At 67.4% G+C, this 23,134-nt stretch carries 18 protein-coding genes; 6 read left to right on the forward strand and 12 right to left on the reverse strand.

What is annotated here, in order from left to right; all coding sequences use genetic code 11:
* The first annotated feature begins 110 nt into the window (after positions 1–110).
* Both IM660_RS02045 and IM660_RS02050 read left to right on the forward strand, forming a co-directional pair.
* Complete coding sequence (locus tag IM660_RS02045; protein ID WP_193497784.1) at positions 111–1,130, forward strand: LysR family transcriptional regulator; 1,020 nt, start codon at positions 111–113, stop codon at positions 1,128–1,130.
* Between the two features lie 248 nt (positions 1,131–1,378).
* Positions 1,379–2,785: a sulfatase family protein gene (locus IM660_RS02050; RefSeq protein WP_193497785.1), complete on the forward strand. Its 1,407-nt coding sequence runs from the start codon at positions 1,379–1,381 to the stop codon at positions 2,783–2,785.
* Between the two features lie 10 nt (positions 2,786–2,795).
* Here IM660_RS02050 and IM660_RS02055 read toward each other — a convergent pair whose 3' ends face one another.
* From IM660_RS02055 to IM660_RS02075, 5 genes are all read right to left on the reverse strand, one after another.
* Complete coding sequence (locus tag IM660_RS02055; RefSeq protein WP_425503853.1) at positions 2,796–3,908, reverse strand: LacI family DNA-binding transcriptional regulator; 1,113 nt, start codon at positions 3,906–3,908, stop codon at positions 2,796–2,798.
* A gap of 61 nt (positions 3,909–3,969) precedes the next feature.
* Positions 3,970–6,057 (reverse strand): beta-galactosidase, encoded by a 2,088-nt coding sequence (locus IM660_RS02060; protein ID WP_193497787.1) that lies wholly within the window; start codon positions 6,055–6,057, stop codon positions 3,970–3,972.
* A 284-nt stretch (positions 6,058–6,341) separates the two neighbouring features.
* Entirely contained in the window at positions 6,342–7,283 is a 942-nt protein-coding gene (locus tag IM660_RS02065) for an aldo/keto reductase (protein WP_193497788.1), read from the reverse strand.
* Between the two features lie 23 nt (positions 7,284–7,306).
* Positions 7,307–8,080, reverse strand: a complete 774-nt coding sequence (locus IM660_RS02070; protein ID WP_193497789.1) for an SDR family NAD(P)-dependent oxidoreductase — start codon at positions 8,078–8,080, stop codon at positions 7,307–7,309.
* A complete protein-coding gene (locus tag IM660_RS02075) occupies positions 8,080–8,943 on the reverse strand; it encodes a fumarylacetoacetate hydrolase family protein (protein ID WP_193497790.1) in 864 nt (287 codons plus the stop codon). Before IM660_RS02075 ends, IM660_RS02070 begins: the two co-directional genes overlap by 1 nt.
* A gap of 81 nt (positions 8,944–9,024) precedes the next feature.
* On the opposite strand from IM660_RS02075, the gene IM660_RS02080 reads away from it, so the two are divergent.
* Positions 9,025–10,320, forward strand: coding sequence for an enolase C-terminal domain-like protein (locus tag IM660_RS02080; protein WP_193497791.1), 1,296 nt, complete (start codon positions 9,025–9,027; stop codon positions 10,318–10,320).
* Between the two features lie 40 nt (positions 10,321–10,360).
* Positions 10,361–11,047, forward strand: coding sequence for a FadR/GntR family transcriptional regulator (locus tag IM660_RS02085; protein WP_193497792.1), 687 nt, complete (start codon positions 10,361–10,363; stop codon positions 11,045–11,047).
* 191 nt (positions 11,048–11,238) lie between these two features.
* On the opposite strand, the gene IM660_RS02090 is transcribed toward IM660_RS02085, so the two are convergent.
* The 4 genes from IM660_RS02090 to IM660_RS02105 form a co-directional block, all read right to left on the reverse strand.
* A complete protein-coding gene (locus IM660_RS02090) occupies positions 11,239–12,291 on the reverse strand; it encodes an N-acetylglucosamine-6-phosphate deacetylase (RefSeq protein WP_193497793.1) in 1,053 nt (350 codons plus the stop codon).
* The gene (locus IM660_RS02095; protein WP_193497794.1) at positions 12,288–13,073 is read right to left on the reverse strand and encodes a 6-phosphogluconolactonase; all 786 of its coding nucleotides are present in this window, start codon (positions 13,071–13,073) and stop codon (positions 12,288–12,290) included. Before IM660_RS02095 ends, IM660_RS02090 begins: the two co-directional genes overlap by 4 nt.
* A gap of 82 nt (positions 13,074–13,155) precedes the next feature.
* Positions 13,156–14,229, reverse strand: coding sequence for a dihydrodipicolinate synthase family protein (locus IM660_RS02100; protein ID WP_193497795.1), 1,074 nt, complete (start codon positions 14,227–14,229; stop codon positions 13,156–13,158).
* Positions 14,229–15,245, reverse strand: coding sequence for an NAD-dependent epimerase/dehydratase family protein (locus tag IM660_RS02105; RefSeq protein WP_193497796.1), 1,017 nt, complete (start codon positions 15,243–15,245; stop codon positions 14,229–14,231). The genes IM660_RS02100 and IM660_RS02105 overlap by 1 nt, the downstream gene beginning before the upstream one ends.
* 192 nt (positions 15,246–15,437) lie before the next feature.
* Here IM660_RS02105 and IM660_RS02110 point away from each other — a divergent pair, with 192 nt between their 5' ends.
* Entirely contained in the window at positions 15,438–16,457 is a 1,020-nt protein-coding gene (locus IM660_RS02110) for a Gfo/Idh/MocA family protein (RefSeq protein ID WP_193497797.1), read from the forward strand.
* A gap of 18 nt (positions 16,458–16,475) precedes the next feature.
* Here IM660_RS02110 and IM660_RS02115 read toward each other — a convergent pair whose 3' ends face one another.
* From IM660_RS02115 to IM660_RS02125, 3 genes are read right to left on the reverse strand one after another with little or no spacing between them, the layout of a single operon-like run.
* Complete coding sequence (locus tag IM660_RS02115; protein ID WP_193497798.1) at positions 16,476–17,453, reverse strand: LacI family DNA-binding transcriptional regulator; 978 nt, start codon at positions 17,451–17,453, stop codon at positions 16,476–16,478.
* Between the two features lie 51 nt (positions 17,454–17,504).
* Complete coding sequence (locus tag IM660_RS02120) at positions 17,505–18,431, reverse strand: dienelactone hydrolase family protein (RefSeq protein ID WP_193497799.1); 927 nt, start codon at positions 18,429–18,431, stop codon at positions 17,505–17,507.
* Positions 18,428–19,906, reverse strand: coding sequence for a DUF4127 family protein (locus IM660_RS02125; protein WP_193497800.1), 1,479 nt, complete (start codon positions 19,904–19,906; stop codon positions 18,428–18,430). The genes IM660_RS02120 and IM660_RS02125 overlap by 4 nt, the downstream gene beginning before the upstream one ends.
* A gap of 215 nt (positions 19,907–20,121) precedes the next feature.
* Here IM660_RS02125 and IM660_RS02130 point away from each other — a divergent pair, with 215 nt between their 5' ends.
* Positions 20,122–23,022 carry a carbohydrate binding domain-containing protein gene (locus tag IM660_RS02130; protein ID WP_193497801.1) on the forward strand — a complete coding sequence of 967 codons (2,901 nt, stop codon included), beginning with the start codon at positions 20,122–20,124 and terminating at the stop codon, positions 23,020–23,022.
* The last annotated feature ends 112 nt before the right edge of the window (positions 23,023–23,134 follow it).

Below are 23,134 nucleotides of genomic sequence, written 5' to 3' on the forward strand. Positions count from 1 at the left end.
TGAGCTATCGGTCCAACACGGAGTTCGGATGTTCCCCATCCACGATTGAGATAGATCACCGCCCCTTCATGGCTACTGTCGGGGCCCAACCATGAGGGTTGTGATGTCACGTGTCTGCCCATGAACAACTACAGCTCAGTTGGCTTCGAGCATTTCTGGCCGTACACAACAAGGGATCGTTCACGGCCGCTGCTGCCCACGTTCACCGGGCACAGTCACGGGTCAGCGGCCAGATCGCTCAGTTGGAACGCCACCTCGGTGCCCAGTTGTTCATCCGTGACACCCGCCCACCGGTTCGCCTGACAGAGGCAGGGCAGGACTTCCTCCCCTATGCCCAGGCGGTCCTGCAAGAGGTCGAAGCAGGCGTTTCGGCGGTCGCCTCCCGCGACGGCGTGGTTCGAGGGCGGGTCCGGGTGGCAAGCTTCCCTGGCGCCGCCCTCGTTCTCGCACCACTGATCAAACAATTCACTGCCCGCCACCCGAACGCGCGGGTCGAGCTGATCGACGCTCTTGGCCATAGCGCGGAGCACTTCGTCCTCCACAACGACGTTGACCTCGCCGTTCGTGCGACCGAACCGGTCCGGATTGCTCAGACCAACCTGCTAGGGATCGCGCCGCTCTTCCGGGAACCCATCACGTGCCTACTGCCGAACGACCACCCGTGTGCAAATGCTCCGCGCGTGCCACCATCGGTCTTCACAGGCGAGAGCGTCATCATGACCGGGCAGCCGGACCATGAGACGGGCCACTTCTCCGCACTGCTTACCGGGTGCGGCGTACGACCCGCGGAAGAGATAGTGGTCGGCCAGCCCACGACAGTTGCCGCCATGGCATGCGCCGGACTCGGGCTCGGCATCTTGCCCGCCCTCGCCGCCCGCCTTCTCGACACCCAGGGGCGAGTCAGGCTCGCATCGATTGACGGCTCCGAATGGGTACGCAGTATCGTCGTCGTTACTCACCGCGCTCGCCAGTATCCTCACGTGGTCGCTGCCTTCGTCGATGCACTGAAGGCCTGCCAACCGCATCCGGACCTACTGCAACCCGACGACGCAGGAATCTCCGATCGACCGGAACCATATGAAGGCAGCCTGCAACAGAGAGTCGGCTTAGAACAGTTGCCCGATCTCTAGGAGAGGCGCGTGGCGTAGAGCGTGATCGGAACTCATCCGCTGAATGGATGGCAGGTATCTAATGTGCGCATTGGACTGACCGTGGAGAGCATCCTAGGATCAAGAGAATATGGTTCGTCGAGGGGGCTCCTCCGCGAGACATGGTTGGGCAATAAAGCTGTCGACGAACGACAGTGAAGGCGCTTGACCCTAGGCAATGTCCGCCCGCTCGTGTGTTCTCGATGAACCGTCGACGGAAAGGATGCTTCATGACCAGTTCGATATCTCGACGCATGCTCCTCAGTGGTGCCGCAGCCGCGACAGCGACGGCTGTGGCAGGATCGTCGTCGTCCGCTTCGTCCCACCCGTCCGGCCGGCGCGGTCGATCCGTCGATGATGAGCGCCCGAACGTCGTTTTTATAGTCACAGACGACCAGCGCTATAGCGCCCCTCTTGACATGATGCCAAAGGCGGAACGCTGGTTCAGTGACCACACGACGTCCTTCTCTAACGCGTACATCACTACGCCTCTGTGCTGCCCGGCACGTGCTTCGTTGTTTACGGGTCAGTACGCCCATAATAATGGCGTCTACCGACTCGATGACTCAGGTCGGATGGATCAGAATTCAACCCTACAGCGCACACTAAAAGACGAGGGGTACACGACAGCCATCTTCGGAAAATACTTCAGCAGGTGGGATATAGCGAGTAACCCGCCCTACTTCGACGAATGGGCAATTACCAGCAACGGGCACACCGGCGTCACTGCCAACGTCCAGGGCGATCTTGTCGAGATCGACCAGTATCAGACCGACTTCGTTGCAAGTAGCGCCGTGCGCTTCATCCACCAGCAGAAGTCTTCCGATGATCCCTTCCTGCTCTATCTCGAACCCTTTGGTCCGCACGGACCGTTCGAGCCGCCAGCTCGCTACCGCAACACCAACGTCCCAGAGTTCGAGGGTAACCTGGCCACAGAAGAAGAAGACTTGTCCGATAAGCCATACTGGGTCCAAGGCCGCGCAGAGAACATTGACCAAGAGAAGATCTCGGAATGGATCCCTCGCCAACAGCGCCGCATGCTCATGGCAGTTGACGACATGGTCGAGAAGGTTGCCCACGCGCTCGAGACCTCAGGACTAGCAGAGAACACCGTCGTATTCTTCCTCTCGGATAACGGGTTCATGTGGGGCGAGCATGGCGTCACTCGCAAGTCCTACCCATACACGCCTTCGGTGCAGATCCCCTTCTACATGCGTTGGCCCGCCGGAGGTATGGGAGGGCAGGTCGACGATCGTCTCGTGGCAGCGAACATCGACGCGACAGCGACAGTGATGGACATTCTCGGGCTTTCCGATCACACCGAACTGGATGGTCGATCACTCCTCTCGTCAGGAGAGCGCGAGCGCCTCCTCCTCGAGTACTATGGCTTGAACAGGAGCCGGAACGAGGTGAAGACATGGGCCTCGACGCGAACTCGCGAGTTCCAATACACCGAATACTTTGCCGACGACGACCGTACAGAGCTGATACTCAATGAGTATTACGATCTCGTGGACGATCCATGGCAACTCAACAACCTGCTTGCAGAAACGGGGCAGAGCGATCACCTCGATGTCGCAGCCTTGAGTGAGCAGTTGCGGAACGACATGGACTGCGCGGGCCGAGCCTGCCCCTAGCATGGTTCGTTCACCGGTTGCTGGCTCGGCGCGTACCACCCTGACTCGGATCCGTCGAGCCCCGCACGATCAGCTCCGGCTGGAACATCACCTGCTGGTGGGAGTGCCCCACACCCGGATCGATCTCCTCCAGTAGCAGTTCGGCCGCCCGGCGGCCGAACTCGTGCTTGGGACGGCGGACCGAGGTGAGGGCTGGAGCCAGGACGGAGGCGAACTCCACGTCGTCGTACCCGATCAGCGCCACGTCCTCGGGAACGCGTAGGCCGCGGGCGTGCAAACCGCGCAGCGCACCCAGGGCGACCAGATCGTTCACGCACATGATTGCCGTCGGGGGCTGTTGCTCGCTCATCAGCAGGCCCACGGCATGCTCGCCCTCGCTGGCGACCAGCGCCGGGACGACCACCTCTTCCACGAGATCGCCGACGTCCAACCCTGCCCGAGCCACGGCCTGGTGCAGGCCGCGCCGCCGATCGGCTGCCTGTTGGATGTGCTCGGGGCCGTTGATGAGGGCGATGCGGCGGTGGCCCTGCTCCAACAGGTGGTGCGCCGCCATCGCCGCCCCTTTGACATCGTCCACCGCCACCGAGCAGCGACCCGCATCGGGGCTGGGCTGGTCCAGCAGGACGACGGGCGTACCGCGCGAGCGGACGCCGTCAACCTGAGCGAGATTTGTCGTCGACGGGGCGATCAGGATCCCGCTCACACCGTGCTCCTCCAGCTGGGCCAGCTGGCGTTCCTCCGTCTGCGGATCCCGGTCAGAACTGCACAGCATCAGCACGAACCCCGCCTCGGCCATCCGCTGCTCGACACCTTTGGCGACCGCAGTGAAGTACGGCCCGACGATGTCCAGCACCAGCAGCCCCACGGTCTGTGACCGTCCCATCCGGAGCTGCCGTGCGGAAGCGTTCCGCACGAAGCCCATCTCCCGCATCACAGCCTCGACCTTCTCGCGCGTGGCCGGTGCGACGAGGTCAGGGCGATTCAGGACGTTTGATACGGTGCCGACGGATACGCCTGCGCGGGCCGCGACGTGGCGGCTGTTCGGGCGTGCGTTGCCGTCCGGCCCGCGTGATCCCTGTCGTGGCATCGGTGGGTATCCCGTTCGTGGTCGTGGGGGATCCATCTTTGCACGTTTCAGATGGCGAGATCATCTGCATGCTACCTACCCGGCCAACAAGTGCCGTTCAGCGCTCGGCAACCACGGCAGACCCGTGAGCGGGCACGTGCAACTCGCCGTCTACCTTCGTGTCCGTGGTCAGCTCGGTGCCAGACGCCGGGACGGTCACGACGCTGTCGGTGTGGTTGAGGACGAACAGGAAGCTGGAGTTGCCGCCGGTACGTCGCACCACCTCGACACCCCGTGGCACCGCAGCGACGGGTTCCACCCCCGCCTCGGCGAGCACCTGCTCCACCAGTGCGGCAGTCCCTGCCTCGTCCTGCCGCGTCGCGACATACCAGGCCGCACCCTCGCCGACCACGTTGCGGGTCACGGCAGGGCCGCCGGGCAGTGGGCCGTCGGTGAAACGCCGGAGCACCTCCGCGGTGGTGACCTCCACCCGCTCGGCCCACACGTCCGCCGTCGTGCCATCGTCCAGGGTGAGGCGCTCGCCCTCGAGCAACGGGAAGAACTCATCCGAGCTCGCCCCGAGCAACTCTCGGAACGCGCCCGGGTAGCCGCCGAGGCGCACATGGTCGCGCTCGTCGACGATGCCGGAGAAGTAGGTGATCACCACGCTCGCGCCGCGTTCGGCGGCCGCCGCGATCGCCGCGGCGTGCTCGTCGGTCACCAGGTACAGCGAGGGGACCAGCACCACGTCGTGGCCGTCCAGGTCCGCACCCGGGTGCACCACGTCCACCGTCACGTTGCGGTACCAGAACTCGCGGTAGAGCGCCCGGATCCTGTCCCCGTAGGTGACGTCCACACTGGGGTGGGAGTCCAGCTCGATCGCCCACCATGCGTGGTAGTCGAAGAGCAACGCCACCCGTGCAGGTACACGAGTCCCGACGACGTCTCCCAGCGTCCCGAGCGCCTCACCCAGGCGCACGCTCTCCCGCCAGCCTGTCGACTCCCGGCCGGCGTGCGGGACGAGCGCGGAGTGGAACTTCTCCGCTCCGGCTTTGGACTGGCGGAACTGGAAGAACATCACCGAATCCGCTCCCCGCGCCACATGTGCCAGCGAGTTGCGGATCATCTCCCCGGGCCCCTTGGCGCGGTTGCGCGGCTGCCAGTTCACGGCGCCGGTGGAGTGTTCCATCAAGATCCACGGCTTGCCGGCGGCCACTCCGCGGGTCATGTCGGCGGCCAGGGCCAGATCGATCTCCCGCTCCGGGTCGTCGGCGATCGTGTAATGGTCGGTGGCCACCACGTCCACCTCGCGTGCCCACCGGTAGTAGTCCATCCACTTCGTGCTCAGGTTCACCATGAAGTTCGTGGTGGACGGCACGAGCGGGGTGATCGGGCGGACGGCGTCACGCAACTTCTTGTAGTACTCCAGCAGGGTGTCCGAGGAGAACCGCGCGAAGTCGAGCTGCTGGGTCGGGTTCGCGTAGGTCGGCGCTGCCAGCGGAGGCAGCACATCCTTGAACGCGCTGTAGCGCTGGGACCAGAACGCCGTGCCCCATGCCTCGTTGAGCCGGTCGATCGTGCGGTAGCGCCGCCGCAGCCAGGTACGGAAAGCCCGCTCAGCCGACTCGGAGAAGTCGTGCGGCACGTGGCAGCCGATCTCATTGTCGATGTGCCACAGGGCCAGGGCGGGATGCTCGGCATAGCGCTCCGCGATCGCCGTGGCCATCTTGACCGCGTAGTCCCGGTAGACGGGGGAGGAAGGGGCGTAGGACTGCCGGCCACCCTGATGCAGCACAACGCCCTCAGCGGTGCGCGGCAGGATCTCCGGGTGGTTCGCCGTCAACCACGGCGGCGGAGAGGCGGTGGCCGTCGCCAGTGCTACCTTCACCCCCGCCGCCTGCAGCCGATCCATGATGTTGTCCAGCCAGGTCCAGTCGTAGCGGCCCTCGCGCGGCTCGATCGTGGCCCACGAGAAGATCGCCAGGCTGACGATGTTGACCCCGGCCTCGCGCATCAGCTCGATGTCCTCGAGCCGCACCTCCATCGGCCACTGCTCGGGGTTGTAGTCGCCACCGAAACCGAGCGCGCGCAGCCCGATGGGCCAGTCGGGGGTCGTGGGGGCCGGTGGTGTGGCCGGCTTCGGTTCAGGTTCAGGCGCGGGTTGAGACTCGGGTTGAGTCTCCGGGGCGGTGACGTCGTCGGCCATGCCTCAGAGCGTATTGACCCCCCTGTAGGTCGGTCCAATCGCCGAGTTCGAGGAGCGACCGTGACCCAATCGTTGCCGGGTTGTGATCGCGATGCGATCTACCAGCGCCCCTGAAGGGCCACGATGGGCAGCAGGTCCGGGCGCCCGCCGCTCAGACCGGCGCAATGGGGCGTCACTGGGGTCGAGGTCGGCCTATCCCCTGTCGGACCTCGACCCCGCCTCGATTCTGAGGCAGCGGCGGGCGTACCTGGCCGGACCACGCGGCCTGAGCCTGCGATCCGGCCTCAGAGCCTGGCCTCACCCCATGCCGTGAATCCCGGCCGCGACCGCAGCGCCAGGTTCTCCTGCACCTCGACCGCGGTCTGCATCCCGAGCACCACCGAGGCCACGCACTCCTGCCGCAGCGGGTACTCGACCGCCAGCTGCGGCAGTGTTGCCCCGTACTGCGCAGCAACCGCCGCGAGCTCACGCGCCCGGTCGAGCAGGGCAGCCGGGGCCGGCTCGTAGTCGAAGGTGGCGGACTCCGGAACCTGCGGGCGCGCGAGGATCCCGGAGTTGAAGACCCCCGCGAGCACCACCCGGCGCTCACCCGCGGCGTCCCGCACCCGGTCGAAGCCGTCGTTGCGCAGCAGTGTGTACCGGCCGGCGAGCATCACGGTGTCGATGTCGTACCGCTCCAGCGCTACTGCCGCGGTCTCAGAGTCATTGGTACCGACGCCCACCGCCTTCACCACGCCCTGCTCACGCAGCTCCAGCAACGCCCGTACGCCCTGGTCGAGCGCATCCGGATCGCCGCTGACTTCCGGGTCGTGCACCAGCGCGATGTCGATGTACCCCAACCCGGTGCGCTCCAGGCTCGAATCCAGCGAGCGCCGCACCGCGTCACGATCGAACCCCCACTCACGGGTCAGATCTCCCGGGACCTCGAACATCTCATCGTCCTGCGGCAACGGCGGAACCCGGGGGACGAGCAATCGCCCGACCTTGGTCGAGACGACGAACTCCTCCCGGGGACGCCCCGCCAGCCCGGCCCCGAGGCGACGTTCGGACAGCCCCAGCCCGTAGTGCGGTGCGGTGTCGAAGTAGCGGATCCCCAGTTCCCACGCGGCGTCCACGCACCGCTGTGAGGTCTCGTCGTCGATCGCCTGGTACAGATTGCCGAGGCCGGCGGCACCGAAGCCGATCTCCGTGAGCGCGAGACCTCCGCCGAGCTCACGTGTGCGCATCACTGAGCCTGCCGTCGGGCCGGTCACTGGGGCCGCAGCCGCAACTCGTGCATGCCGCCGTCCACGGCCAGGCTCACCCCGACTGTTGAATGACTGTGCGGATTCGCCAGATACGCGACGGCGTCCGCCACCTCCACCGGGTCCACCAGCCGGCCGTGGGGTTGCCGCGCCCGCAGCGCCGCTCGCTCGGCCTCAGGATCATCGGCGGCGTCGAGCAGCCTGCCGATCCACGGGGTGTCCGCGGTGCCCGGACTCACGCAGTTGACACGGATGCCCTCACGCACATGATCGGCGGCCATCGCTCGCGTCAGGGCCAGCACCGCGCCCTTGGATGCGCTGTACAACGCTCGCTGCGGCAACCCGGCGGTGGCGGCGATGGAACTGGTGTTCACGATCGCGGCATGCTCGGAGGCGCGCAGGTGCGGCAGGCAGGCGCGGCTCACCCGCGCGATTCCGATCACGTTCACGTCCAGCACCCGTGCCCACTCGGCGTCGTCGTTGCCGGCCACGTCGCCCTGGGCACCGATTCCGGCGTTGTTGACGAGGATGTCGATCCCGCCGCAGGTGGCCACCACCTGCTCGACGGCGGAGCTCACCCCCGCACTGTCCGTCACGTCCGCGCGCACGCCCAGGACGCCGTCGGGCAGCCCCATGACGGGAGCCGGGGCGCCCTCGGGGAGATCCCGGTCCAGGACGACCACGCGGGCGCCATCGGAGTGCAAACGGGAGGCGACGGCGGCGCCGATGCCGGAGGCACCGCCGGTGACGACGGCCACCAAGCCGTCGAACGCGCCCATCAGGAAGCTCCCAACGGGGCTGACATGACGGTGCGCTGACGTCCCAGGCCCTCGATCTCCACCTCGACCACGTCCCCGGCGCCCAGGTACGGGAAGCGGCCCGAGAGCGCGACGCCCTGGGGGGTGCCGGTGAGGATGACGTCGCCCGGGTCGAGCGCCAGGTACTGGCTCAGGTGCCACACGATGTGGTCGACATCGAAGATCATGTCCGCCGTGGACGAATCCTGGCGTGGCTCACCGTTCACCCAGCTGCGCAGTGCCAGGTTCTTCGGGTCCACCTCGTCAGCGGTCACGAGCCACGGGCCGAGCGGGGAGAAGTCCGGCGCGCACTTGCCCTTGCTCCACTGGCCACCGGACTCGGCGAGCTGGAAGTCGCGCTCGGAGAGGTCGTCGGCGGTGACGAAGCCGGCGATGTGCTCACGCGCCTGTTCCGGGGAGTCGAGGTAGAGCGCGCGGGTGCCGATCACGATGCCCAGCTCCACCTCCCAGTCGGTCTTGGTGGCCCGCCGCGGGATCGCCACAGGATCGTTGGGACCGGTCAGTGTGTTCGCCGCCTTGAAGAACAGGATCGGCACCTCCGGCGGCTCCGCCCCGGACTCGGCCGCGTGCGCGGCGTAGTTCTGGCCGATGCACAGGATCGAACCCGCGCGAGCGATCGAGGAACCCACCCGCAGGTCAGCGGAACCCTCAAGCACGGGAAGGGTGCTGCCGCCTGCCGCCTGCCGGATCTTTGCCAGCGAGTCCGGCCCCAGGTGCTCTCCGGTGATGTCGGGCACGACTGAACGCAGGTCGAACGCGGTGCCGGACTCGTCGATCAGCACCGGGATTTCCTCGCCGGGTGCTCCGAGGCGTGCGAGCTTCATGGGTCCTCCACTAGTGACTGGCGCATTGACCAGGCAAACATCCGATGTCTAGGCTCACCACCGTATCCACGGGAGGCAGCCATGAGCAAGATCGTCGCCATCGACGTCACCGACATCCGATTCCCCACGTCCACCCAGCTGGACGGATCCGACGCGATGAACCCTGACCCTGACTACTCGGCCGCCTACCTGCGTGTCGACACGAGCGACACCGGCGACACCGGCGACACTGGCGAGTCCGGCTACGGCTTCGTGTTCACCATCGGGCGCGGCAACGACGTGCAGGCGGGTGCGGTGCGGGCGCTCGCCGATCGGCTGATCGGCCGTGACGTCGACGAGCTTCTCGCCGATCTCGGCGGCGTGTGGCGCGAGCTCGTCTACGACTCCCAGTGGCGCTGGCTCGGCCCGGAGAAGGGTGTCGCGCACATGGCGGTCGGGGCGGTCGTCAATGCCCTGTGGGACCTGCGCGCCAAGCGCGCCGGGATGCCGCTGTGGCAGCTCCTGGCGAGCCTGAGCCCGGAAGAGATCGTCGATCTTGTCGACTTCCGGTATCTCACCGACGCACTGACCCGTGCGGAGGCGCTGGAGATCCTCACTGTCGCCCAGGCAGGGCGCGCCGAGCGGGAGGCGACACTTCTCGCCGAGGGTTACCCCGCCTACACCACCACCCCCGGCTGGCTCGGCTACTCCGACGAGAAGCTCGAGCGGCTCAGCAAGGAGGCCGTGGCGGACGGGTTCGCCCAGATCAAGCTGAAGGTCGGAGGCGACCTCGCGGACGACCGGCGCCGCCTACGGATCGCACGGGACGCCGTCGGGCCGGACATCCGGATCGCCATCGACGCGAACCAGCGGTGGGATGTGGCCGAGGCGATCGACTGGGTGAACGCGCTCGCCGAGTTCGACATCGCCTGGATCGAGGAGCCCACCAGCCCCGACGATGTGCTCGCCCACGCGGCCATCTCGCGCGGGGTGGCGCCGATCCCGGTGGCGACCGGGGAGCACGCCGCGAACCGGGTGATGTTCAAGCAGCTGCTCCAAGCCGGGGGTGCGCAGGTGGTGCAGATCGACGCCACCCGCGTGGCCGGGGTGAACGAGAACATCGCGATTCTGCTGCTCGCTGCGAAGTTCGGGGTGCGGGTCTGCCCCCACGCCGGCGGGGTGGGGCTGTGCGAGGCTGTCCAGCACCTGTCGATGTTCGACTACGTGGCGGTCTCCGGCACACGCGAGGACCGGATGATCGAGTTCGTCGACCATCTCCACGAACACTTCGTCGATCCGGTGCGTGTGACAGGTGGGGCGTTCCAGGCGCCGCGGCTGCCGGGTGCGGGGATGCAGATGCACGAGGCGTCGGTGCGGGAGTACACCTGGGGCGGGTGAGGCCGATGGTCCACTCCGGTGCGAAAAGATAGGATGACTCGTGGCTGTCACCGATACTGCGATCGAGACCATCAAGGCGATGATCGTGTCCGGCGAACTCAAGCCGGGGCAGCGATTGCCCCCGGAGAAGGAGCTCAGTGAGAGGCTCGGCCTCTCCCGGAACTCGCTGCGCGAGGCAGTCAAGTCCTTGGAGTTGATCCGGGTACTGGATGTGCGCCGCGGTGACGGGACGTACGTGACGTCGCTCGAACCGGGGTTGCTGCTGGAAGCGATGAGCTTCGTGGTGGACCTGCACCAGGACGACTCGGTGCTGGAGATCTTCGAGGTGCGGCGGCTGCTGGAACCGCATGCCGCTGCGCTCGCAGCCGCAAGGATCGGGGCGGCGGAGCTGGACGCGCTCGCGGCGGAGCTGGACGCACTACCGGCCGAGCCCACGGTCGAGGAACTGGTGGACCATGATGTGCGCTTTCACGCCGCCATCACCGCAGCCGGTGGCAACACCTACCTCGCGAGCCTGCTCGACTCCCTCACCAGCGCCACGGTGCGGGCGCGGGTATGGCGCGGGATCACTCAGGACGGCGTGACTGACCGCACCCTCGCCGAGCACCGGGCGATCCTGGATGCGTTGCGGCGGCGGGATGCGGAGATGGTGCGGGCCGCCCTCACCGTGCACATCGGGGGAGTGGAGGCGTGGCTGCGGAGGGCGACCGAACCAGACCTGCCCTGAGAAAGGTGTCACTCGCATTCCGATGTGATCGCCCGCCCCTCCCGCCTGGGGTCGATGCGCTGAACGCCCCGGTTCACGAGGGCGCGCTCAGTGTCGCAGACCGGCAAGATTTCGACACTCAAGCCACCCTCGTCGGGCGCTTGGAGGGTGGAGAGCCTGCGGCGACCGACCGCAGGGTCATACCCGGCCACTCACGCTCCGAGGACCCGGTGCCCCGCGACGTCGACAGCGAGCACCCGGCTCCCCCCGCCGCTGATCTCGAGTTCCACCCGATCCCCTTCCGGTCCGGTGCGGTCCGCCAGCCCGAGGAGAGCCGCCGGGCGATCCGTGGCCGCTGCCACCAGGTCTTCCTCCTCGAACGGCAAGTGCTCGCGCGCCCAGTCGAGGCACGCACGCAGCGAGCGCCCGGACCCGGCGAGCAGGTCCGTTCCGGCGAGGGTGAGCCGGCCATCGCCGGAGACGGTCACCGACCCGCCGACCGGCGTGCGGTACTCACCCGGTTCGGCGCCGGCGAGAGCGACGGAGTCGGAGGTGAAGATGCACCGATCCGGTGCGGTCGCACGCAGGAACACGGTGAGCACATCGGCGGGCAGATGGTGTCCGTCCGGGATGACCATCGCCGTCAGCCGGTCCTCGGCGAGCTGCGCCCACAGGTGGTTCGGGTGCCGCGGCAATTGGGGGTAGGTGCCATTGCCGAGGTGGGTGGCGAGGCTGGCGCCCGCTGCCGCTGCCTCGTGCACCTGGTCCGGTGTTGGCGCGCAGTGCCCGATGGAGACCCGCACGCCCTGTGCCGTTGCCCCGCGGATGTACTCCAGTGCGCCGTCTCGCTCGGGCGCCAGGGTGACGATGCGGACGAGGCCATCGCTGGCCTCCTGCCATCGCTCGAGCTCAGCCAGGTCGGGGTCCCGTAGGTGGCGTGCGTCATGCGCACCGCGAGGGCCGTCGTCGGCATTCAGTGAAGGCCCCTCGACGTGCACGCCCGGGATCGAATGCGCCACGAGCGGATCCCGACGGCGTGCCTCGGCGATCGCACGCAGCGTCGCCAGGAGCTGGGGTTCCGGGGCGGTGACGAGGGTAGGCAGGTAGGTGGTGGTGCCTTCTGTCCACAGGGCCCTGGTCAGCGCGATGACGAGGTCGGTGTCCGCGTCGGGAGCGTTCAGGTCCAGACCGCCGTAGCCGTTCACCTGCAGATCAACCAAGCCGGGGTAGGTCATCTGCCGGATGCCTGACGTGGAGGAGGTCATGACGACGATGATGCCGTGACTGCTACTCCTTCGAGCTCGCTCGCGGCCTCCTGGTCCAGGAACCAACGGGCGCCTGGATGCTCCTGCAACCGGCTCGCCGGGCACGCAGTCTCCACCGGGCCTGTCAGCGCCCGTGCCACGGCGTGTGCCTTCTGCCGGCCCAGCACGGTGCACACCATCGTGGCAGCCGACGTGAGGGCCGGGACGGTCAGGGTGAGCGCGCGGGTGGGGACCTCGTCGACGGAGGCGAACAGTCCGTCGTCCACCTGCTGCTGGCGCGAGACTACATCCAGCGTGACCTCCCGCACCCAGGCGGGGTCCGCGAAGTCTGCGATCGCCGGCTCGTTGAATGCGATGTGCCCGTTGACGCCCACACCGAGGCACGTCACATCGATCGGTGCTTGCGTGACCAGGGTGCTGTAGCGGGCGATCTCCTCCTCGGCCTCGGCGTCTGCCCGGATGCGCGCGAAACCGGGCAGTGCCGCCGCTGGAAGGCGGTCGGCGAGCCACTGGCCGAAGGCCTGCGGCCGGTCCATGGCCAGGTCGAGGTACTCGTCCATGTGGAAGGAGGAGACCTTCGACCAGTCGATGCGTTCGTCTCTCGAGAGCTCGGCCAGCATCGCCTCCTGGGACGGGGCGCTGGCGAAGACCACGCGGGCCGATCCGCGATCCCGGATGGCCCCGAGCAGCGCTTCGGCGGCGTGCTGAGCCGCCGCGTGAGCGGTGTCCGCCTCGGTGGCCCCCAAGGTGACCCGTGGCTCCAGCTCGTCGGTGACGGGCATGTCGTTCCTTTCGGTGCAAGCGGTTGCATCAGTCTAGTGTGGCGGACTTGTGTGGTCAATTGGTGCCGGTGGCGCGCGAGTCCTACGCCAACCAGCGGTCGAGGTTCTCCGCGATGAACTTGTCGTCGCGCAGATCGGGGTAGGCCGTCCAGATGCGATCGATCTCCTCGGCCTGTCCGGGGGAGAGGCCTTCGCGCTCGTCGAGGAAGACCAGATTCTCCAGCAGGCCCTGCCGGCGCAGGATTTCGTGGATACCCGGGATGCAGCCGGCGAACCCGTTCGCGGCATCGAAGATCACCCCATTGGCATCGGTGAGTGCGGGGTTGATCCGCAGCAGGGCCTCGAGTGCCTCGCCGTCGCCCTGCTTGGCGCGGCGGGCGAGAGCCAGCGTCTCGACCGCGCCACCCACCCAGACCGCCCACTGCCCGAGGAGCCCACCGACGATCTCCATCTGCCTGGTCTCGCCGCCAGCGGTCTGAGCCGGGAACGAGGTGAGCAGATCCATCACGATGTGATCGTCGTTCCCCGTGTACAGGGCCACCTCGTCGGCGCGGTCGGAACGGGCTACTCCCTGGATCACATCGAGTGTGGCGTACCTGTCGAACGGGGCGATCTTGATGCCGACGACATTCGGCAGCGCGGCCAGCCGTTCCCAGAAGGAGCGCGAGAGCCGGGTTCCCCCGACGGCCGGCTGGAGGTAGAAGCCGATCACCGGCAGCACGGCGGCAACCGCTGCGGCGCGCTCGATCAGATCGTCCTCGCTCGCCTCACCGACGCCGTAGGGCGAGAGCAGCACCAGGTCGTATCCGAGGGACGCGGCGAGCTCAGCCTCACGCACCGCCTGCCGGATCGGGCCGGTGATACCGGCCACGAGCAGGGGATTCTCGGCCGGGTACTCCCGGGCGACGTCGGCCGTGAGCGTGAGGACGGGCTCGAGTAGGTACTGATGCGAATCGTGGATGGCGAACTGTGTCGAGTGCACGGCCACCGCCAGCCCGAGCGCACCGGACTCGACCTGGTAACGACCCAGTGCTCGCTGTCGGCGCTCATCGAGCCGGCGATCACTCGTCAGCGCGAGCGGGTGGGCGGGGATGACACCTCCGGCCCGGAATCGGGCGACGGCGGGGGAAGCGTCGAGAGCTGTTGCGGTGGTCATCAGAACTTCCCGTCTCGTTGCTGGAACTTGGTGGGCTTGCCGAGCGTCTCGCCACCGGAGGCAACCCAGTCGGCAGTGGCTGTGATGAGTTGATCGAGTGTGAGCGCGGGGTAGCCGAACAGGCCGTGGCACCGGGCGGCGTTGGCAAGCAGCGCAGTGGCTTGCTCGTCGCCCGTGAACTGGACGTCGCGTCCCATCCGCTCGGCGAGCTGACTCGCCACCTGGCGGATCGAAATCGTCTCCGGTCCGGTCAGGTTGAGCACGAACGGGGGCACATCGGCGTGCAGCAGCGAGCGCAGCACCACCTCGTTGGCGTAGCCCTGCCACACCACGTTGGCGAATCCGGTGGTCACGTCGATTGGCCGGCCGGCCATGATCTCGCGGGCGATATCCACCAGCACCCCGTACCGCATCTCGACGGCGTAGTTCAGCCTGATCAGGGAGGCGGGTGTCTGCGTCGTGCCGGCCAGGTGCGTGAGCACGCGCTCCCGGCCCAGACAGGACATCGCGTAATCTCCGACTGGACCCAGCTGGTCGCCTTCGCGGGAGCCGCCGCCGGCCACCGGCACGAGTGGATAGACGTTCCCGGTCGACAAGGCCGCGATCCGGGAACCGGCGTAGCGCTGCGCGACCCGTCCGGGCAGGTAGGCGTTGGTGGCCCAGGTGGCCGCCTCCGCTCCGGTGCTGCCGAACTTCGCGCCGACGAGGAAGACGACGTTCGCCGCATCGGGAAGATCATCGAGCGCGCTGTCGTCGCTGAGGTCAGCGGAGACGATCTGCGCGCCCGTCCGCTCGATCGTCTCTCGAGACGACGCGCTGCCGTAGCGCGAGACGGCGTAGACCGTCGCTCCGGTGCCGGCTCGCTCGATCGCGCGCACGGCCAGCGAGACCAGGCTGGGGCCGAGCTTGCCTCCTGCGCCGAGGACGACTAAGTCGCCATCGAGGGTGCGCATGTCACGAATGAGCCCGTCGCTTGGTGCCGCGAGGGCCTCCTCGAGCTCGTGCAGAGTCTTCATCACAGGGTCCAGTTCCTTGGGAGCGAGTGCCGCGCTGTGCCGCAGCCGTGGTCGCGGCTGCGCCCCGGCGTCGTGGGCGCTCGCGACCGCTGTGCAGCCATAGCGGATACGGTACGGATCTGCGCCACAAAATGCAACCGATTGCAGGAACGGTGTGAGAACCTGGGTGGAACCAGACGAATGGAGGACGTTGTGGGCGAGTCCCTGCGCGTAGGTGTCGTCGGAGCGGGAGCGAACACCCGGCGCCATCACCTACCCAAGCTGCAGGCCATCGACGGTGTCGAGGTGGTCGCCGTCGCCAACCGGAGCCAGGAATCGGGAAGCCGGGTGGCTGAGGAGTTCGGGATTCCCGTGGTCCATGAGCACTGGCAGGACCTCGTCGGCCATGCTGACGTGGACGCCGTCGTGATCGGGACCTGGCCGAACATGCACGAGCCGGTCACCGTGGCCGCCCTGCAGGCGGGGCACCATGTGCTGTGTGAAGCACGAATGGCGCGCGACCTGGCCGAGGCTCGCCGGATGCTCGCCACGGCTCGCACGCACCCGAAGCAGACGGCGCAGCTGGTGCCGGCGCCGTTCACGCTGCCGTATGACGACGCCGTCTCTTGTCTCATCGGCGAGGGGGCGATCGGGGAACTGGTCGGCGTGGACGTGACGATGCGGACCGGGTACGCGGACCGCCAGTCGCCGCGTAGCTGGCGCCAGGACATCGAGCTCAGTGGCCTCAACGTGATGACCCTGGGGATCTGGTACGAGCAGGTGATGCGCTGGGTCGGGGAAGCGACGCGGGTCTCAGCCCTGGCGCGCACGGTGGTGCCAGTGCGGTCGGACGGCGCCGGAGGGACCGTCGCCGTCGACGTGCCGGACCACATGGATCTGATCGCAGCGCTGGCCGGGGGTGGCCAACTGCGGATGACGATCAGTCAGGTAAGTCAGTCGAGTGCGAATGGGGTGCAGATTCTCGGGACCGACGGCACGCTGACCTTCGCCGACGGGGAGCTGACGATTCAGCGGCGGGACGCCGAACCGGAGACCGTTCCGCCTGACGCCGCGGGCGGATGGCGGGTCGAAGAGGAGTTCGTGGCAGCGATCCGCGGCACCGAGCAGGTGCGCCGGACGACCTTCGAGGACGGCGAACGCTACATGCGCTTCACCGAAGCCGTGCACCGGAGTGCACATGAGCACCGGCAGGTCTCATTGAGTGAGTTGTGACGCGGCAGGCTGTCGCCGTCACACCTTCCCCGTCGTCCCCCGCGGCGCGTACACCCCGGACAACTTCTGATTCCCGGGCGCACCACCGGCGCTGACCTCGCTGAGCATGGTGACCGCGCGGGCGCCCAGTTCTTCGAACGGAGCTGTCACGGTGCTCAGCTGCGGTGTCAGGGTGCGCGCGAGGAGCACATCGTCGCAGCCGATGATGCTGCGATCGTTCGGGACGGACAGGCCTTGCTCGTCGAGCCCGCCGACCACACCACAGGCCAGGTAGTCGTCGAAGGCCATGATTGCCGTCGCCCCGGTGGCGGCGATCGCCTCCGCGGCGTGCCAGCCGGCCTCGTACGTGGCTTCGACAGGGCCCAGCTCGACGAGCTCGACATCGGCGGAGGTGTGCTGCGCCCAGGAGCGGACGGCATTCGTGCGCTGGCTTGCGGCCCATGATCCTGCGGGTCCGCGCAGCAGCAGGATCTTGCGGTGGCCGAGCTCGACCAGGTGGTCGCCCGCCTCCCGCAGCGCCTCGGAGTTGTCACAGGTCACCGATGGGATGCCGCGGACCGCCCGGTTGACCAGCACCGTTGGCGTCGACCCGACGGCTGCCTGCAGGTCTTTGGTAGCCAAGCGCGGTGAAGCGACGATGAGGCCGTCGACCTGGGCGCTGAGCCGCTTGAGTTGCTCGGCCGCCTTCTGGCCGCCGGACTCGGCGTCGAGCAGCATCACCGACGTATCCGACGCACTCGCTGCGCGCTCGACCGCGCGGACCAGGGGCGGGAAGAAGGGGTTCGTGATGTCCAGTACCACCAGGCCGATCAGCCCGGTGCGCCCGGTGGCGAGCCCGCGGGCGGCCCGGTTGAGCTCGTATCCCTGAGCTTGCGCAGTCGCGAGGATGCGTTCGCGGACCTTCGCGTTCACCATGTCCGGCCGGGAGAAAGCACGCGAAACGGTCGATGCTGAGATGTCGAGCTCTCGCGCGATCGAGTAGATGGTCGCCTTCACGCGTGCGCCCCCTGTCCGTCGTCGGTTCATCGGCACGATACTCCCGCAAGGTTAGTTCAGGTGGTTGGTGAGCCAGGAAGCGCAGGCGGCGAAGACGTGGTCGGGAAGAGGGTGGCCCGTGTTGTGCATCAGCACATCGAAGCCCGAGTCGGGCCAGTTTTGCCGCGCACGCTGGGCGATCTCGGCGTTGTGCGAACCGTCCGCAGCCCCACCGCCGGCATACAGGACGGGGCGAGGGGCTATGAGTCCGGTGAGTTCGTCCAAGTCGCGCTCTCGTGGCACCTGATCGCCCAGATACCACGGGTCCTGCCAGTTCGAGTGCGCGAAGCCCACACCTGGTTCGTGCACCACGGCAGCGCGAATCCGTGGATCGAGGGCGGCGAGGAACAGCGCGTGCTTGCCGCCGAGGGAGTGGCCGAAGGTGCCGATTCGACCGGCGTCGAGCCCCGGGATCTCGGTGAGTGCATCGACGGCGAGCAGCAGATCGGCGACGCTGCGGCCCAGGCCGGTGACCCCGGGGTGGTGCGCGGCATGCGCCGCGGCCGGTGGGCCATATCGTGCGGACAGGCCGGTGGGGCCCTCGCGCTCGGCGAGCATCTCCGCCCACCACGGCACGGCAAGCACACCGAGGCCGCGCGCGGCCAGGCGCAGCGCATAGTCCCGACCCGGCCCCGGGCGGCCCACTGGGTAGAGGGGGCTGGGCCGTCCCAGCAGTGTGTCCGTGTCGTAGAACGGCACCACCACGACGGCGGAGGGCGGGTTGGCATCGGGCGTGAGCAGTACCGCCGTCAGGTCCGTTCCGTAACTGCGCAGGTGCAGCGGGTGCTGCATGCTGCCGTGAGGGCCTGGTTCCGCATCGCCGAGTCGCCAGGATGCGTCGACGGCGCGGTGGGCCCCGATCAGGTCGATCCAGTGGGTCCGGTCGATCCGGTCAGTGGGACCGGTGGCGTGAGCGGGCCCGTGGCCGGCGGTGCTCACCGGACGCGTTCCAGATCGAAGTCGACGGTGAACAGGTAGTTCCAGGGCCAGCGCACATTGCGCACCCGCCATCCGCTGAGCGCGTCGATGCCGGATGCCCACTCGTTGAGGTCGTCCTCGACGCGCCGCCCAAGATCGGCGATCTCCTCCAGTGGCGGATCTGTCAGCCCCCGCTGCTTGAACTCCTGCTGCAGTCGTGGGCGCAGCACCGGCAGGTAGTGGCCGTCCTTGATGATCTTGTTCGCCAGGAACTGCTCACGTTCACCGCACGCGTCGTCGGAATCGTCGATGATCGCGCTGACTGCGGCCGCGAGCGTGGTCCCCAGGGTGTTCCCTGCCGTGTTCCAGCCGCCGTAGGCGACCACGCGGTGCAGCAGACCCGCGTCGTCGAGGGCGTCGAGCAGCAGCGGGTCCGAACCGTTGGCGTAGCGCACGTCGGCGAGTGCGACGCGGCGACCCTCGGCGAGCTGAGCCTCGAGCTCGGCGACAAGCCGATCGCGCTGGGCTGCCGTGCTTGGTTCTGGCACGTCTCCTGTCCAGTCGCCAGGGGTCGTTGAGGGTGGATGAACGATGAGCACGACGTCCGCATCGGCTGGATCGTCCACGCGGACTGCTCCGAGTGCGCGAATCTGGTTGCCGATGCCGTCGTCGAGCGGGCGGTCCTCGTACGGTGCCGTACGGTCGAGGCCACCCGGTTCCGGGCACCGTACGCAGATTCGTGACGTCACGCCCTTTGCCTCGGCCGCCACCCGGGCCGTGAGCACGCTCGGCACCTCGTCGGCCCCGGGGTAGAACAGGGCGTGCGTGCCGAGGTGGCTGTTCCACCGGTCCAGGGCGCGGCGGTCCGATGCGGGAAGTCCCCGGGGTGCGGTGTCATCGGAGGTGATCGCGAGCGTGGCCACCGTGCCGTCGGCCAGCAGGGACAGGGCCGTGAGGTTGATCGTGTGGTTGCGCAGCCTGCGCCCGACCAGATCCTCCACCGCCTCGGCCGGCACGGCCTCCCGGGCAGCGCTCACCTGGTCGGCGTCGGCTTCGCCGTGTTCGATCTTGTCCCAGGCCTGCGATAGCTCGAACAGTCGACGCCCATGGGTCGCCCAGTACTCGGGCTCTTGCCGGCTGCGCGTGTTGTTGTCGTAGTGGGGCAGCCGGGTGACCACCTGGTAGGCCGTGACCGGGGAGGTGAGCGCCCGGAGCACCTCCAACCGCGGGAGTGCGTCGAGGATCCCGTCCGGCGTGTTCCGGGACGGGATGAGTCCGCCGTGCACCAAGAGGTCGAGTGAGAGGACGAAAGCATCGACCTCTTGGTCGACCTCACGGAGCCACACGGCAAGCCCGGCCGTATGGGCGCCCTCGCGGAAGCGCGGCATCAGGTGGCGCGGAGGTAGGAGAACGTCGACGCCGCAGCACCGGCCGATCCACTCGGCGTAGCCGGCCGTGTTCGGACGCTCGTCCGGCGGGAGGAGGGCGATGCGCATGGATCTCCTTGTCGTCTCGTCAGCCCCGCGACCGCGGCGTGGGCAGCAAACCAGGTCGGTTCACCCCTCAGATCTGGTACCGGCTGCTACTTCGCGCTGGGGGTTGTGCCCGACTGATGAACCACGGTAGCGTCACACCGCAATGCAATGCAACCGATTGCACCTGCCATGCGCGGCAACTCCGCGTCGTCCAATCTGCAGTGAAGGAGATTGAGATGGGACTACCCACGAATCCACGTCGCGCCGTGAGCACGGCTGCGCTGGTCGGGCTGGCAGCAACGATGCTGATGCCTGTGGCTGCTGTAGCCGCGCCGCTCACGAACGAATCCGGGATCGCACAGGAGACCAGCCGTGTCGAGGAAGACCTCGGCCCCACGATGACGGGCTATGGCTCCGCTTCGGTCGGCTACACGACCGATCCCGACGGCCGCAACATCGGACTGTTCGTCTCCACGGGGTCACCATCGGCGTTCAGCGCTGTCGATATCGAGACAGGCGAGCGCCTGCTGGAGTACGAGATCGACGGCTTCGGCGTGCAGATATGGGAGTTCGTCACGGCACCGGACGGCGACGTCTACTTCGGCGCCACCAAAACCGGTGAGGTCTTTCAGTACGACGTCGAGAACAACGAGCTGAACGTGATCGCCGTCGAGCCCTTCGGGCAAACCCACTTCTTCGGCGCTGCGGCAGGAAGCGATGGGCGCATCTACTTCGGCACCTACCGCGACGGGAAGGTGATCTCCTACGACCCGTCGACGGATGAGTGGCATGACTACGGCTCCGTGCTCGACGGGGCGATGTACGTGCGAAGCATCGACGTCGACGATGACTACATCTACGCAGGCACGGGCACGACCGTCGGCGTGGTGCAGATCGACATCGAGACCGGCGCGATGAGCGAGATCGAGTTGCCCACCGCGGCCCAGGATGAGCAGTTCGTCCAGGACCTCAGCGTGCGTGGGGACTATGTGTTCGCCCGGATGAGCGATGCGGTGCTGCACGTGTATTCGCTCGCACAGGAGGCATGGATCGAGGAGATCCCGCGGGCCGCTGGTCAGGACCTCTCACCCGTGGTGACGACGATCGACTCGGGTGTGGAGCGCCGCGAAGCGCTGATCCCGATGCAGCTCTCCGACGGCCTCGCCTTTGATATCGACACAGGTGAGACGCGTGAGATCTCGTTCGGCCACCGGGGGCAGAAGCGCAGCTTCGGTCTGCTGGAACTCTCGGCGGAGGGATTCCCCGGTGAGACCCTCGTCACCGCCACCGATGAGGGGACGTTCTACGCCTGGAACCCCGAGACAGGGGCGACGACAACCTTTGAACCGGACGTGGCGCCGTCGCGATACCTGATCCGTTCGCTCGGTGTGGGCCCGCAAGGTGACATCTGGACCGGCGGCTATGCGAGCCCTCCAGGTCTCGCGCGCACAGATGCTGACACGGGGGAGAGCATCGTGTACCCGACGCGCACTGGGCAGCCGGAGGAGATCGTCGCGCACGGCGACTATCTCGTCGCCGGGATGTACACGCAGGCGCGGCTTCACGCCTACGACACGACCCAGAGTTGGTCGTGGGGCTCGAACCCGAGAACCGATATCCGGCTCGGGGAGGAACAGGACCGGCCACTCGCGCTCGCATCGGCCGGAGACGTTGTCGCGGTCGGCACGATGCCCACGTACGGCACGTTGGGGGGTGCGCTGTCGCTCTTCGACCCCGAAACCGGTGACGTCGACGTCTTCCGAAACGTGGTGAACGACCAGACCGTGCTCTCGCTGGCCTACCGGGGCGGGCTGATCTACGGCGGCACCGGCATCTGGGGTGGCATCGGCGTCGAGCCGAGCACCACCGAAGGGCACCTCTTCGTCTTCGACCCGGCGACGTCAGAGGTCGTGTATTCCGGTGTCCCCGTCCCCGGTGCCGAGAATGTCTCGGCGCTCACCTTCGACGAGGACGGCAACCTCTGGGGCTTCACGGCCAACGAACTGTTCAAGTTCGACCCGGCCTCCCGCGAGGTGGTGTTGACCGAGCGCTACTTCGACGTCGATGACAGCTCGATCTATGCGACGGGTCGCGAACTGTTCTGGCACGAGGGAAAGCTCGTCGGTTCGTCCAACAACCGGTTGTTCGAGATCGACCCCGAGACGCTGGAGATGACTGTTCTGTTTACCGATGCCTACGGCCTGGCGATCGACCGCAACGGCTCCTACTACTACGCCCGCCAGGCGAACCTCTATCGCTGGGTGGAGCCCGAGCTGGTGTGCACCGAGACACTCACGGACACGGTCAATGGCGGACTCACGGTTGAGGCAGGTGAGGTGGCGTGCCTGGAGGGTGCGCGTGTGAACGGCGGGATCACGGTGGGGGCAGGCGGAGCGCTGCTGGCCGAATCATCGTCGATCCGCGGGGGAGTGGGAGCCACCGAAGCGCGGAGTGTGCAGATTCGGGACTCGGAGATTCGCGGTGCCGTCACGGTGACCGGCACTCGGGACGAGGCCGTTCTCGCTGGTAACACGGTGCGTGGATCGCTTGAGTGCTCCGAGAACTCCTCCCAGCCCCACCACGAGGGGAGCCTGAACACCGTCACCGGGTCGGCCGGCGGCCAGTGCGCAGTCCTGGTACCTGTCGAGGACGATTCGCCGAACCTCCTGGTCAATGCCGGCTTCGAGGAGGGCGGGGACGTGACTGATATCCGCGGCTGGTCGCTGCGTTGGCCCGCATCAGCTCACTACGTCTCGTTGACGGACGAACGCTCCAGCGGTGGCATTCGGAGCCTGCACGTCCGTGACACCTCGACCTCAGGCGGCGGAGGCCTGGTATCCGACTCGGTTCCGGTGGAGGTGGGTGCCTCCTATGAGTTCAGCTTCGACCAGTACCGGATCGACGGCCGGCTGGCTCCGACGATCTTCTTCGACGACGCGGACGGCAACGTGGTTGATCAGTCGTACGAGCTCGTCGAGTCCACTCTCGACACCTGGGAACGGATCGCCCTTCGGTTTGAAGCACCGGAAGGCGCGGTCGCGGCGCGAGTGATGATCTACAGCGCCAGCGGGATCGTCGGCGAATCCTTCGTCGACAACGTCTACTTCGGCGTCCCCGGCGGGTTGGGAGATGGGTGAGGTGATTCAGAGTTCACACGTCAGTTGGGAGATGCTCCGGACTTTCACTGGGTGGATCTATGCGCCGGGACAGGGCCGCACCCGTTCACCTGAGCAGATCGACCGATGAAAC

This window comes from Ruania alkalisoli (assembly GCF_014960965.1).
Taxonomy (GTDB): Bacteria; Actinomycetota; Actinomycetes; order Actinomycetales; family Beutenbergiaceae; genus Ruania; species Ruania alkalisoli.

Excerpts from the sequence above, each read along its gene's own strand:
- IM660_RS02075 (WP_193497790.1), bottom strand. The coding sequence starts at position 8,943 with ATGAAGCTCGCACGCCTCGGAGCACCCGGCGAGGAAATCCCGGTGCTG.
- IM660_RS02065 (WP_193497788.1), bottom strand. The coding sequence starts at position 7,283 with ATGCGCACACGTGAGCTCGGCGGAGGTCTCGCGCTCACGGAGATCGGC.
- IM660_RS02130 (WP_193497801.1), top strand. The coding sequence starts at position 20,122 with ATGGGACTACCCACGAATCCACGTCGCGCCGTGAGCACGGCTGCGCTG.
- IM660_RS02080 (WP_193497791.1), top strand. The coding sequence starts at position 9,025 with ATGAGCAAGATCGTCGCCATCGACGTCACCGACATCCGATTCCCCACG.
- IM660_RS02095 (WP_193497794.1), bottom strand. The coding sequence starts at position 13,073 with ATGCCCGTCACCGACGAGCTGGAGCCACGGGTCACCTTGGGGGCCACC.
- IM660_RS02050 (WP_193497785.1), top strand. The coding sequence starts at position 1,379 with ATGACCAGTTCGATATCTCGACGCATGCTCCTCAGTGGTGCCGCAGCC.
- IM660_RS02090 (WP_193497793.1), bottom strand. The coding sequence starts at position 12,291 with ATGACCTCCTCCACGTCAGGCATCCGGCAGATGACCTACCCCGGCTTG.
- IM660_RS02055 (WP_425503853.1), bottom strand. The coding sequence starts at position 3,908 with ATGGATCCCCCACGACCACGAACGGGATACCCACCGATGCCACGACAG.
- IM660_RS02125 (WP_193497800.1), bottom strand. The coding sequence starts at position 19,906 with ATGCGCATCGCCCTCCTCCCGCCGGACGAGCGTCCGAACACGGCCGGC.
- IM660_RS02060 (WP_193497787.1), bottom strand. The coding sequence starts at position 6,057 with ATGGCCGACGACGTCACCGCCCCGGAGACTCAACCCGAGTCTCAACCC.
- IM660_RS02105 (WP_193497796.1), bottom strand. The coding sequence starts at position 15,245 with ATGAAGACTCTGCACGAGCTCGAGGAGGCCCTCGCGGCACCAAGCGAC.
- IM660_RS02070 (WP_193497789.1), bottom strand. The coding sequence starts at position 8,080 with ATGGGCGCGTTCGACGGCTTGGTGGCCGTCGTCACCGGCGGTGCCTCC.
- IM660_RS02100 (WP_193497795.1), bottom strand. The coding sequence starts at position 14,229 with ATGACCACCGCAACAGCTCTCGACGCTTCCCCCGCCGTCGCCCGATTC.